Genomic DNA, 12,013 nt, shown 5'->3' with positions numbered 1-12,013 from the left:
CGCGGGGCGCCTGGCCACCGCGCCCGGCGGGGGGGCCAGCCCCCTGTCTTCGGGCTCCATGCTCGCCCCCCCCCGCGAAAAACCCCGGGGGGGGGTATTGGGGCCGGCCCTACTCCCCCCGCCGCGGTTCTCGTTTCCGGGGCCCGGCGGGCCCGGCGCCCTCAGCGCGAGGCGCGCAGCTCCGGCAGCTGGATCAGCTCGGTCTCGTCCTCCGGCGTCAGGTCCACCACGGCCGGCGCGCCCTGCTCCGGCCGCTCGGCCGGCTCCGCAGCCCGCGCGTCGGCCTCGGCCTTCGCGGCCACCGCCTCGTCGCCCACCACGTCCGCCAGGTCGGCGCGCTCCCCCAGCTCGGCGACGCTGCCCACGGCCGGCGCCGGGGCCGCCGGGCGCGCCGGGGCGGCCGACCCACGGCCGAAGAAGCTGAAGCCCTGCCCGCGCGCCTGCCCGGACTGGGCCGGCCGCGGCCGCTGCCGCTCGGCCGGCGCGGGCGCCGCGGCGGACGCGGCCGACGTCCCGCCGAGCTGACCCACCGTCGCGGTCAGCGCCGGACGCACCGGCGCGGGCCGCACCGGCGACGGGGCCGCCGGAGCCTGCTCCGGCGTGGGCACCGAGGGCGCCACCGGGGCCGGCACGGCCACCGGCGCGGGCGCCAGGGTCGGTGCCGTACGCGCCCGCAGAGCCACCTCCGCACCCGCCGTCCGCGCCCGCTGGGCCTCCTGCTCCGCCGCACGGCGCTCCAGCTGCCGCAGCACGGCCGCCGCCCGCACGTACGCCGCCGGGCTGGCCGGGTACTTCGGACGGCTCGCGGCGAGCGCCCGCTGGGCCGCCTCGGCCTCCTTGAGCGCCTGCTCGGCCACCGTCACGGCCCGCTCGCGCAGCAGCCGGGCGATCTCGGTCTCGGCCTTCGCCAGCCGCGACTTCTCCGCCGTCAGCCGCCGCCCGAACCGGGTGGCCCGCTCCTCGGCGACCTCCGCCGCGTACTCGGCCTCGGCCAGCTGCTCCTCGAACCGCTCCTCGGCGCGCAGCCGCTGCGCCGAGGACATCTCGGCGGCCGCCCGGGCCGCCTTGTCCCGCTGGCGCAGCAGCAGCGCGAAGCCGAGCGTCGCGATCACCGCCGCGACGCCCACCGAGCGCACCAGGACGGTGTCCTGACTGAAAAGCAGCGCGGCGAGCGCGGCGACCAGCAGCACGCCGGCGGCGGTGGGGGGAAAGACCCGGCCGAGGACGGAGGAATGACGGTGGCGTCCGCGAGACATGTCCAAGAAACTAGCGTGCGAATTGGGGGCGTGTCAGCCCAGGGTCCCCTTCCGCCCTTGACAGGGGGCGGTTTTTACCGCACGTGCCCGGATTCTCACCCAAGATCACGAAGAAAGCCCTGCTCAACGAGGCCCCGGCGGTCTCAGCGGTGCGAGGCCGCCGGACCGCCCGGGTCGTCGTGGTTCTCCGGCAGCTTGCACACGTGCTGGATCCAGAGCGCCGCCGCGATCACCGCGGCCCCCGCCAGCACCGCGAGCCCGGCCGTCACGGCCTGGTCCTTGCGGGCCGACACGTCCAGTTCGCCCAGCAGGTAGATCCCGGCCCCCGCGTAGATCCCGGTGACCACCGACGACACCAGCGCGCTGGCCTGCCCCAGCACCACCGCCCGGGCCGCCAGCAGCGGATCGACCCCCTTCGCCCCGGGCTGCCGCTCGCGCACCGCCTTCAGCCGGGCCCGCAGCGACAGCGCGGTCGCCAGCAGGATCACGGCCACCGCCGCCAGCACCACCGGCGCCGCGGCCGGAACGGCCGGCAGCGTGTCCACGGAGGCCCACAGCTTGGAGCCGGCCCAGGACAGCGCCGTCGTGGCGGCGGTGATGCCGATCAGCAGACGGAGGCGAAGCAGCTTCACGCGGAGGAGGTCCTTCCCGGGTACCAGAACCGGCCGACCGCCCGGCGGCCCGGCGCGGCGACGCCAGGCCACCGTACCGGGCCCGGCCGGCGGACACCGGCGCCGACGACGGTCACCTACTCGGACGGCCGGGCCCCCGGTCGAGTTCCCCGGGCGACGGCCCCGGCCGCCGGCCCCCGCGGGACTCCCCCCGGCCCCGCGGCGGCCCTGCTACGGCCTCACTCCGGCAGCGTCAGCCGGATGTCGTCACGGCGCTTCACGCCCTGCGCGTCCGGGCCGCCCAGCGCCGTCAGCAGCGCGTCCACCCGCCCGTGCCCGGGCACCTCGGCCTCCGGCTGGGCGTCCAGCCAGGGGGCGAGCACGAAGGCCCGCTCGTGCGAGCGCGGGTGCGGCAGCAGCAGCTGCGGGTCGTCGCTCAGCACGCCCTCGTAGGCCAGGATGTCGACGTCCAGGGTGCGCGGGCCCCAGTGGACGGTCCGCACCCGCCCGAAGGCGTCCTCGATGGCGTTGCCGCGCTCCAGCAGGTCCCGCGGGGGCAGCGAGGTCCGCAGCACCACCACCGCGTTGTAGTAGTTCGGCTGCTCCTCGGGCCCGCCGACGGCCTCGGTCTCGTACACCGCGGAGACGGCCGTGATCTTCAGCCCCGGGGTGTCGGCGAGCGCGTCGACCGCGCCCTGGAGGGTGTCCAGCCGGTTGCCCAGGTTGCTGCCGAGCGCGATCACCGCGCACCGCTGGCTGTGCAGCGTGGTGTCGGCGGAGTCCACCCGGCTCTCCAGGTCGAACGCGTTCGGCGTGTCGCTGCTGTTCATCGAAGAAATCCCTCTGCATCGGATACCGGGCGCGCGGTGGGGGTCATGCGCGGCCCCGGTGGATGGTCACGGTCACGTCGTCGAACGGCACGGTGATCGGGGCGTCCGGCTTGTGCACGGTGACCTCGACCTCCTCGACCGCATCGTGCTTCAGGCACTGGTCGGCGATGCGCTGGGCCAGCGTCTCGATCAGGTCGACCGGCTCCCCGGCGATGATCGCGGTGACCTCCTCCGCCACCAGGCCGTAGTGCGCGGTGCGGGTGAGGTCGTCTCCGGCCGCAGCGGGGCGGGTGTCCAGGTAGAGCACGAGGTCGACCACGAAGGTCTGCCCCTCGACGCGCTCGCGCTCGAAGACGCCGTGGTGGCCCCGGGCTCGCAGCCCCCGCAGGGTGACGCGGTCCAGCAAACGAATCACTGCTCCCAGTCGGACGGGCCCCACCCGGAGAAAGGCATGGACGGGCAGGGCGAAGGCGGGCAGCACGCCCGCCACTCCGTTTCGAATCTACCCGCGAGCACGGACAACGCCTGACCGTCCTACCCGGCACGAACCGACGCCACGCGCGCCGATATGGCGATTGACGTGAACGTTCGGTGACCACTCGGAAATTCCCGGCGACTTCTCGGCGCCGTATTTCCGCGATCGCCGGAATCAGCTCTCCTCGTCGTCGTCCCCGCTGGTCAGAACGGGTGAACCGTGATGCGACCAGAGCTTCCACCCGGCCGGGGTGCGACGGAACAGATTCGTCGACACGACCTTTCCGCCGACCAGTGGTCCCAGCTCCCCCTCCTCTTCCGACTCACCGCCGGACAGGATGTTCTCGGTGCACGTGACAAGGGCCACATCCCCGTGCACCTCGGCCTCGACATCGGTCAGGAAGAACTGGATGTACTCCGTGTTCATCATGATCAGCATGTACGAACGGGTCACCTGGGCGCGGCCGCGCAGGACCGGCCAGCCCGGGTGCACGCACACCACCCCGCCCTTGTCGTCGGCGTCGGCGGCGCCCAGCCAGGCGTCCTCGACCGCTTCCAGGTCCCCCCGTTCCAGCGCCTCGTAGAGCCCCCGGTTCGCCGCGAGCACGGCCTCCAGGTCCGCCTCGCGAGCCCGCCCGGCCGTTCCGCCGCTCAACCTGCCGTCACCTGTCACAGACCCTCCCTCACACCGATCGCGCCGCGTGCTGCCAGGCCGCGACGACCCGGACGGCATCCGCCGTGCCGGACACGTCGTGCACCCGCACCGCCCAGGCTCCGGCCCGGGCGGACAGCACCGACACCGCGGCCGTCGCGTCGTCGCGCTCCCGGGCCGGGCGCAGTTCCCCGGTTGCCGGGTCGGCGAGCAGCGTACCCAGGAACCGCTTGCGCGAAGCCGCCACGAGCACGGGACGGCCGAGCGCGGTCAGCGCGTCCAGCCGGCCGAGCAGCGCCCAGTTGTGCTCGGAGGTCTTGGCGAAGCCGAGCCCCGGGTCGAGGATCAGCTGGTCCTCCTTGACCCCGGCGGCCAGCAGCGCGTCCACCCGGTCGGTCAGTTCGGCGACCACGTCCCGGACCACGTCGTCGTAGACGGCCAGCCGGTCCATGTCGGCGGACTGCCCGCGCCAGTGCATCACCACGAAGGGGGCGCCGGTCTCGGCGACCACCCGGGCCATCGCCGGGTCGGCGAGCCCGCCGGAGACGTCGTTGACGATCGCGGCGCCGGCCTCGACGGCCCGCTCGGCGACGGAAGCGCGCATGGTGTCCACGGAGACCATCACCCCGGCATCGGAGAGCTCGCGCACCACCGGGATCACCCGGCGCAGCTCCTCCTCCTCGGGCACCCGCTGCGAGCCGGGCCGGGTGGACTCGCCGCCGACGTCCACCAGGTCCGCGCCGCGGGCCCGCAGCGCGAGGCCGTGCGCGATCGCCTTGGCCGGGTCGTGCCACATCCCGCCGTCCGAGAAGGAGTCGGGCGTGACGTTGACAACGCCCATCACGGCACAGCGCTCGAGTCGCGGCAGGCCGGCCGGCAGGGAGAAAGACGGCGAATCGTTCATGCTTCCCATTATCGAACGGGGCCCCCGCCGACGATTCTCGGCGGGGGCCCCGTTCCGTGGCGGCGGGCCCCGGAGGGCGGCTGCGGGCCTCAGGCGGCCTCGGTGACCTCCCGGGTCGACGGGACCGGCATCAGCCCCTCGCGCTGGCGCTTGCGGCCGAACCGCGGCATGCCGAGGGTGATGAAGGCCTCCGCCTGCATCGCGGCGAAACCGATCCGCGGCAGGTCCCGGGTGCTCGGGAAGACCAGGAAGCGCGGCTCCCACTCGGGCTGGAACTTGGCGTTGAACTTGTACAGCGACTCGATCTGGAACCAGCGCGACAGGAACACCAGCAGCCCGCGCCAGGCACGCAGCACCGGGCCGGCGCCGATCCGCTCGCCGCGGGCCAGGGCCGAGCGGAACATCGCGAAGTTGAGCGACACCCGGCGCACGCCCATCGCGGGCACCGCCTGCAGCGCGGCGACGATCAGCAGCTCGTTCAGGCCGGGGTCGGCGGCGCGGTCGCGGCGCATCAGCTCCAGCGAGATGCCGTCCGGCCCCCAGGGCACGAAGTGCAGCACGGCCTTCAGGTCGTCGCCCTCCTCGCCCTCCTCCGGGGCCTTGTGGGCGGTGACCACCACGCAGTCGTCGTCCAGCGGGTCGCCGAAGCGGCCGAGGGCCATCGAGAAACCGCGTTCGGTGTCGGTACCGCGCCAGCGGGCGGCGGCGTCGGCGATCCGGTACTTCTCCTCCACGGTGAGCTCGGAGACCCGGCGCACCCGGCAGGAGTAGCCGTTGCGCTCGATCCGCTTGACCATCTGGCGCACGTTGCGCATGGCCCGGCCGGAGAGCGAGAAGGTGGCGGTGTCCACGATCGCCTCGTCGCCCAGCTCCAGCGCGTCCAGGCCCGCCTCGCGGGTCCAGACCTCGCCGCCGACCTCGCTGCAGCCCATCACCGCCGGCACCCAGGCGTGCTCGCGGGCCTCGGCCATGAACACCTTGATCGCGCCGGGCCAGGCCTCGACGTCGCCGACCGGGTCGCCGGAGGCCAGCATCACACCGGAGACCACCCGGTAGGAGATCGCCGCCTTGCCGGTGGGCGAGAACAGCACGCTCTTGTCGCGGCGCAGCGCGAAGTAGCCGAGCGAGTCGCGCTCGCCGTGCCGCTTGAGCAGCTCGCGGACCTTGTCCTCGTCCTCCGCGGTCAGCTCGGGCTTCGGCTTGCCCGGACGCAGCGCCAGGTAGGCGGTGGTGAAGGCGGTCAGCAGGCCGAGTCCGCCGAGCAGGTACGCGACCAGGTCGGACATCCGGATGTTGCTGTACCGGACCGGGCCCTCGAAGCCGAACAGTCCGTACCCGACGTGCTGCAGGCGCTCGGTCAGGCCGGGGTGGCCGATCTCGTACTTGCTCCGGGTGCTCACGATCAGCAGGCCGAGCAGCACGCTGAGGACGCCCATGACGACCAGGTTGACCAGCGCCCGCCACCGGGTGCGCGGGTCGGCCTTGGCGTAGAACTCGCGCTGGTGGACCAGCATCACGACGAGGACCACCAGCGAGACGACCGCCGGGCCGATCTGGTGCCAGCGCACGATGTGCAGTCCGGCGCTGACCGGCAGCAGCACGCAGACCGCCCGCCAGGCCCGCCGCTTGCGCCGGCGCAGCGCGTGCGCCAGCGGCACCAGCAGGATGCCGACCATCAGCGTGCCGACCGCCGCCAGGCTGGTGGTACCGCCCGGCAGCTGCCCGGCGAAGGTGTGCACCTTGGTGTGCCGGAGCTTGGGGAACACCGCGCTGGCTATGTCCATGAGCCCGATCAGCAGACAGGCGTAGCCGACCGCTCCGGGGAGCCAGGCCCTCGGGACGGCGGCCGCCTGGGTGCGCAGCGTCTGCAGGCCGCGGCGACGGCGGGGCGGCTGCTCGGGGCTCGGCTCAACGGACACGGGGACGCTCATGGAAGCTCAGCGTAGAGGCTGCGGTGCGGTGTCCGGTCACTCCGGAGGAGGACGGGTGATGGACCTTCATGCCTATTCCTTCATCAGGCAATGCGCATACCAAGGACCCGGAAACGGTCGGTAAACCGGAGCCGTGGTCGCGCTGCGGGTTGAGCCGGCGGTGGGAGCCCCGAGCCCGCCGCAGCGTGGCGCGACGGAACCCTCCGGGACGCGTTACGTACGGTGGACGCCGCATTCTAGGGCGCCGGTTGCCCTGCGGTTCCCCCCGCCCCACCCGGCCCGCCCGAGCGTCCGGACAGCCTAGCCGCGGTGGCCGGACCTGACGGACCGCCAGACGATGAAGCCTGCACCGACAGCGTCCCACCGGAAGGCCGACGGCATGGAACTGACCAGCGAAGCGCTGGTGAACTCGCTGCTCGCACTCGGCGTTGCGGCCATCGTCGCGACCCTGTGGCTCTGGCCGCGACTGGCACCCCAGCGCCCGCTGCCGGTGCTCGGCCGGATCGGTCTGCTGACGGTCGTTCAGGCCTCCGTCCTGGCCGTGCTCGCGCTGTCGGTGAACAACTCCTTCGGGTTCTACACCTCCTGGGACGACCTGCTCAGCCCGGGCGGCGCCAAGCTCGCGCTGACCAGCAACGAGAACCACAAGGGCGGCACCCCCGTCGCCGACGCACTGGTCGAGCCCACCACCGAGGGCGGCCTGGAGGCCGTCACCAACCTGCCGAAGGGCCCGCCCGAGGAGGTCGGCAAGATCGAGTCGGTCCGGGTCAACGGCAAGGAGACGGGCCTGTCCGACCAGATGTTCGTCTACCTGCCGCCCGCGTACTTCGACCAGAAGCTCGCCCTGGTCCGCTTCCCCGTCCTGCTGGCCATCGCCGGCTACCCGGGCACCACGCTGAACCTGCTGCAGGAGCTCCCCTTCGCCCAGACCGCGATCGAGCTGCAGCGCACCGGCAAGATGCCGCCGACCATCCTGGTACTGGCCCGCCCCGCGGTCGTCCCGTCCCGGGACACCGAGTGCGTGGACGTCCCCGGCGGGCCGCGCACCGAGACCTGGTTCGTCAAGGACGTCCCCGAGGCCATCCGCAGCACCTACCGGGCCGGCCGCACGGCCGGCTCCTGGGGCACCCTCGGCTACTCCACCGGCGGCAGCTGCGCGCTGCGCCTGGCGATGCGGTTCCCGAACGTCTACGGGAACGCCGCGAGCCTGCACGGCGACTTCACCGTGCGTCAGGACAACTACACCGGCGGCGACCTCTTCAACGGCGACAAGGAGCTGGCCCAGCAGCACGACCTCGGCTGGCGGCTGCAGAACCTGCCGGCCCCGACGCTCAACCTGCTGGCGGTCTCCACCCGCACGGAGAGCGACTACCCGCAGACCGTCCAGTTCGTCGACCAGGCCACCAAGGCCGCGGCGGCCAACCCGCAGTTCGCGATCGACTCGCTCTACCTGGACGACGGCGGGCACAACTTCGACAGCTGGACCAGGGAGCTGCCGGCCACCCTCGAATGGCTCGGCGCGCACCTGGGCTAGGACAGCTGAGTGAAACCCGCCGGTCGGCCCGGGGTGGCCGGCGGCCCGGGGGAACGTATCGCGACCGCCCGTCGGCCCCCGCCGGGCGCCGCCCCGGACCCGCGCAGGAGGCACCGTGCTGAGCACCCGCTCGCTCTTCGACGAGATCTACCGGAACGACCAGGCGTACCAGTTGTTCTGCAGCATCGCGGCCGGCGGCGAGGAGCAGGGCGGCTGGGAGAACGAGCGGATCGCCTCGCTCGCCCGGGACCCGGTCCTCGCCCCGAAGGTCGCCCGGCACGGTGCCGACGAGCGCAAGCACGGCCGGATCTTCGCCCAGCTGCTGCACAAGCGCGGCCTGCCCAGGGTGCCCGTGCCGGACGAGGCGGACTACTGCATGCTGCTGGAGCGCCAGGGCATCGGCCTCTCGCACGAGCGGCTGAACAGCGACGTCCCGCTGACCGACCGCGAGATCATCACCTACCTCGCCCACAGCCGGGTCACCGAGCAGCGCGCCGCCGAGCAGATGCGCCGACTGGTGAGGGCGTACGAGGACAACCCCGACCTCGGCCGGGCGATGCGGATGATCTCCGCCGACGAGGAGAACCACCTCGCCTACTGCCACGAGGAGCTGCTGCGGCTGGTCTCCGAGGGCCACGGCCCGTACGTCCGGCACGCCCTGGAGACCAGTGCCCGCGGCGAGATCCGCACCCACCGGGACGTCGGCCTCGCCGTCACCGCCCGGATGGCCCGGATCCTGCGCTGGCCGCACTGGCAGCTCACCCTGGTCACCCTCGGGGTGCGGGCGCTCTACCTGTACGACCGCGCCTACGGCTGGCGCCGGATGGTCACGCTGCGGATGCCCGAGCGCCGCAACGCCCTCGGCACCCCGGCCCCGCCGCACGCGGAGCACGAGGTGCTCTGAGCGGACCCCCGCCGGCCGCCCTAGCGGCCGATGATGAGGCTCATCGCCTCGGCCCGGGTGGCCGGGTCGCGCAGCTGGCCGCGCACGCAGGAGGTGATGGTCTTGGCGCCGGGCTTGCGGATGCCGCGCATCGACATGCACATGTGCTCGCACTCGACCACGACGATGGCCCCGCGCGGCTCCAGGATCCGCATCAGCGCGTCGGCGACCTGGCTGGTCAGCCGCTCCTGCACCTGCGGCCGGCGGGCGTAGACGTCGACCAGCCGGGCGAGCTTGGACAGCCCGGTGATCTTGCCGCTGGTGGACGGGATGTACCCGACGTGCGCCACACCGCGGAACGGCACCAGGTGGTGCTCGCAGACCGAGGTCAGCTCGATGTCCTTGACCAGCACCATCTCGTCGTGACCGAGGTCGAAGGTGGTGGTGAGGACGTCCTCGGGCTCCTGCCACAGGCCCGCGAATATCTCCTTGTAGGCACGCGCGACCCGGGCCGGGGTCTCCAGCAGGCCCTCGCGGTCCGGGTCCTCCCCGACGGCGAGCAGCAGCTCGCGGATGGCGTTCTCGGCCCGCTTCTGGTCGAAGGTACCGACGGCGGGCGGACCGTCGAACGTCACCGGGTCGATCATGCGGGCCTCGCTTACGTATGGGAAGAGCTCTGGCTGAACAGCACGGATGCCGCGCCTCCAGGGTACAAACCCTGGTGACGCGGCATCCATTCCCTACGGAGTGGGGGGGTCAGCCCTCGGTCGGCGGCTCTGCCGGCAGCGGCGGGAGCTTCACGACGTCCACCGGAGCGCTCTCCACGGAGGCGGCGCCGTTGGTGAGCGCCAGCTCCTTCGGGGACTGCACCGGAGGCCGGGTGGACGGCGTGCGGCGGGCGGAGCCCGTCCAGGCCGGCCGGGCCGGGCGCTTGACGATCGGGGCGAAGATCTCGGCGATCTGCTCCTTGTTCAGGGTCTCCTTCTCCAGGAGCTCCAGAACCAGGTTGTCGAGCACGTCGCGGTTCTCGACCAGGATCTCCCAGGCCTCGTTGTGCGCCGTGTCGATGAGCTTCTTGACCTCCTCGTCCACCAGCCCGGCGACCTCTTCCGAGTAGTCGCGCTGGTGGCCCATCTCGCGGCCCAGGAACGGCTCCGAGTTGTCCGAGCCGAACTTGATCGCGCCGAGGCGCTCGGTCATGCCGTACTGGGTGACCATGGCCCGGGCCGTCGCGGTGGCCTTCTCGATGTCGTTCGAGGCGCCGGTGGTCGGGTCGTGGAAGACCAGCTCCTCCGCCGCGCGCCCGCCCATCATGTAGGCGAGCTGGTCGAGCATCTCGTTGCGGGTGGTGGAGTACTTGTCCTCGTCCGGCAGCACCATGGTGTAGCCGAGGGCCCGGCCGCGGGACAGGATGGTGATCTTGTGCACCGGGTCCGCGTTCGGGGAGGCCGCCGCGACCAGGGCGTGACCGCCCTCGTGGTACGCGGTGATCTTCTTCTCCTTGTCGGACATGATCCGCGTGCGCTTCTGCGGACCGGCCACGACGCGGTCGATCGCCTCGTCCAGGATGCCGTTGTCGATCAGCTTCTTGTCCGAGCGGGCGGTCAGCAGCGCCGCCTCGTTGAGGACGTTCGACAGGTCGGCACCGGTGAAGCCGGGGGTGCGCTTGGCGACGGCCGACAGGTCGACGTCGGGCGCGATCGGCTTGCCCTTCTGGTGCACCTTGAGGATGTCCAGCCGGCCCTGGAGGTCGGGGCGCTCCACCGCGATCTGGCGGTCGAAGCGGCCCGGGCGCAGCAGCGCCGGGTCCAGGATGTCGGGGCGGTTGGTCGCGGCGATCAGGATCACGCCGCCCTTGACGTCGAAGCCGTCCATCTCGACCAGCAGCTGGTTGAGGGTCTGCTCGCGCTCGTCGTGGCCGCCGCCGAGGCCCGCGCCGCGGTGCCGGCCGACGGCGTCGATCTCGTCGACGAAGACGATCGCCGGGGCGTTCGCCTTGGCCTGCTCGAAGAGGTCGCGGACGCGGCTGGCGCCGACGCCGACGAACATCTCGACGAAGTCCGAGCCGGAGATGGAGTAGAACGGCACACCGGCCTCGCCCGCGACGGCGCGCGCCAGCAGGGTCTTGCCGGTACCGGGCGGGCCGTAGAGCAGCACGCCCTTGGGGATCTTGGCGCCGACGGCCTGGAACTTGGCCGGCTCCTGGAGGAACTCCTTGATCTCGTGGAGCTCCTCGACCGCCTCGTCCGCACCGGCGACGTCGGCGAAGGTGGTCTTGGGGGTGTCCTTGGTGAGCAGCTTGGCCTTGGACTTGCCGAACTGCATGACCCGGGAGCCGCCGCCCTGCATCTGGTTCATCAGGAACAGGAAGACCAGGACGATGATCACGATCGGGAGCATCGACAGCAGCAGGCTGACGAAGGTGCTCTGCTTCTCCGGGCTGATGGTGTAGCCCTCGGCGAGCGTGCTCTGGTCCTTGTCGTTGACCTGGGCCTGGAGCTTGTCGGCGATGGCGACGCCCTGGTCGCCGATGTACGAGGCCTGGAACTTGGTACCGGACGGGGTCTTGCCCGTACCGGAGCTGGGCAGTGTCGCGCCGTCCTTCAGCTGAATCTTGATCGTGTTCGAGTCACCGGTGGTGATCTGCGCCGACTTGACGTTGTGCGCGTCGATCGCCGCGACGACCTGACCGGTGTCCACCGTCTTGTAGCCGTTCGAGTCCGAAACGACCTGCATCAGTACGATGACGGCGAGGACGGCCAGCACGATCCACATGATCGGCGCACGGAAGTATCGCTTAACGTCCATCCATGCGGGGCGTTGCCGCCCCGTCCCTCCTGCCACTCAACGGCGCCGGGAGGCTGTTGGGCCGCGGCGCATCCGATTGGTGCTCATGTGAAGAGCGGTTTATTGGACCGTACCGCAGTCGAACCCACCC

The 12,013-nt window shown here is 72.3% G+C and carries 11 protein-coding genes; 2 read left to right on the top strand and 9 right to left on the bottom strand.

What is annotated here, in order from left to right; all coding sequences use genetic code 11:
* Window positions 1-161: 161 nt before the first annotated feature.
* The 7 genes from ACIQ87_RS15465 to ACIQ87_RS15435 form a co-directional block, all read right to left on the bottom strand.
* A complete protein-coding gene (locus tag ACIQ87_RS15465; RefSeq protein WP_402406196.1) occupies window positions 162-1,256 on the bottom strand; it encodes a hypothetical protein in 1,095 nt (364 codons plus the stop codon).
* Between the two features lie 143 nt (window positions 1,257-1,399).
* A complete protein-coding gene (locus ACIQ87_RS15460) occupies window positions 1,400-1,888 on the bottom strand; it encodes a DUF3180 domain-containing protein (RefSeq protein WP_380669031.1) in 489 nt (162 codons plus the stop codon).
* Window positions 1,889-2,106: 218 nt separating this feature from the next.
* Window positions 2,107-2,697, bottom strand: coding sequence for a 2-amino-4-hydroxy-6-hydroxymethyldihydropteridine diphosphokinase (gene folK, locus ACIQ87_RS15455; protein WP_402406194.1), 591 nt, complete (start codon window positions 2,695-2,697; stop codon window positions 2,107-2,109).
* Between the two features lie 43 nt (window positions 2,698-2,740).
* Window positions 2,741-3,100, bottom strand: a complete 360-nt coding sequence (folB, locus tag ACIQ87_RS15450) for a dihydroneopterin aldolase (protein WP_392882701.1) — start codon at window positions 3,098-3,100, stop codon at window positions 2,741-2,743.
* A 246-nt stretch (window positions 3,101-3,346) separates the two neighbouring features.
* Window positions 3,347-3,778, bottom strand: coding sequence for a nuclear transport factor 2 family protein (locus ACIQ87_RS15445; protein WP_402406192.1), 432 nt, complete (start codon window positions 3,776-3,778; stop codon window positions 3,347-3,349).
* A gap of 76 nt (window positions 3,779-3,854) precedes the next feature.
* Window positions 3,855-4,736, bottom strand: coding sequence for a dihydropteroate synthase (gene folP, locus ACIQ87_RS15440; protein WP_402406190.1), 882 nt, complete (start codon window positions 4,734-4,736; stop codon window positions 3,855-3,857).
* A gap of 80 nt (window positions 4,737-4,816) precedes the next feature.
* Complete coding sequence (locus tag ACIQ87_RS15435; RefSeq protein WP_402406188.1) at window positions 4,817-6,658, bottom strand: phosphatidylglycerol lysyltransferase domain-containing protein; 1,842 nt, start codon at window positions 6,656-6,658, stop codon at window positions 4,817-4,819.
* Between the two features lie 379 nt (window positions 6,659-7,037).
* Between ACIQ87_RS15435 and ACIQ87_RS15430 the strand changes: the two genes are divergently transcribed.
* Complete coding sequence (locus tag ACIQ87_RS15430; protein WP_402406186.1) at window positions 7,038-8,192, top strand: alpha/beta hydrolase; 1,155 nt, start codon at window positions 7,038-7,040, stop codon at window positions 8,190-8,192.
* 115 nt (window positions 8,193-8,307) lie between these two features.
* Complete coding sequence (locus tag ACIQ87_RS15425; RefSeq protein WP_402406184.1) at window positions 8,308-9,096, top strand: ferritin-like domain-containing protein; 789 nt, start codon at window positions 8,308-8,310, stop codon at window positions 9,094-9,096.
* A gap of 20 nt (window positions 9,097-9,116) precedes the next feature.
* On the opposite strand, the gene folE is transcribed toward ACIQ87_RS15425, so the two are convergent.
* Both folE and ftsH read right to left on the bottom strand, forming a co-directional pair.
* A complete protein-coding gene (gene folE, locus ACIQ87_RS15420; protein WP_049654054.1) occupies window positions 9,117-9,722 on the bottom strand; it encodes a GTP cyclohydrolase I FolE in 606 nt (201 codons plus the stop codon).
* A gap of 109 nt (window positions 9,723-9,831) precedes the next feature.
* Window positions 9,832-11,883, bottom strand: a complete 2,052-nt coding sequence (gene ftsH / locus ACIQ87_RS15415; protein WP_392882595.1) for an ATP-dependent zinc metalloprotease FtsH — start codon at window positions 11,881-11,883, stop codon at window positions 9,832-9,834.
* Window positions 11,884-12,013: the final 130 nt, after the last annotated feature.

The sequence above is a fragment of the Kitasatospora sp. NPDC096204 genome (assembly GCF_044763205.1).
Lineage (GTDB): Bacteria > Actinomycetota > Actinomycetes > Streptomycetales > Streptomycetaceae > Kitasatospora.
This window is presented reverse-complemented; position numbering and strand designations above follow the sequence as displayed.

Coding starts and splice junctions, on each gene's coding strand:
- folE (WP_049654054.1), bottom strand. CDS start 9,722: ATGATCGACCCGGTGACGTTCGACGGTCCGCCCGCCGTCGGTACCTTC.
- folP (WP_402406190.1), bottom strand. CDS start 4,736: ATGGGAAGCATGAACGATTCGCCGTCTTTCTCCCTGCCGGCCGGCCTG.
- ftsH (WP_392882595.1), bottom strand. CDS start 11,883: ATGGACGTTAAGCGATACTTCCGTGCGCCGATCATGTGGATCGTGCTG.
- folK (WP_402406194.1), bottom strand. CDS start 2,697: ATGAACAGCAGCGACACGCCGAACGCGTTCGACCTGGAGAGCCGGGTG.
- ACIQ87_RS15435 (WP_402406188.1), bottom strand. CDS start 6,658: ATGAGCGTCCCCGTGTCCGTTGAGCCGAGCCCCGAGCAGCCGCCCCGC.
- ACIQ87_RS15465 (WP_402406196.1), bottom strand. CDS start 1,256: ATGTCTCGCGGACGCCACCGTCATTCCTCCGTCCTCGGCCGGGTCTTT.
- ACIQ87_RS15430 (WP_402406186.1), top strand. CDS start 7,038: ATGGAACTGACCAGCGAAGCGCTGGTGAACTCGCTGCTCGCACTCGGC.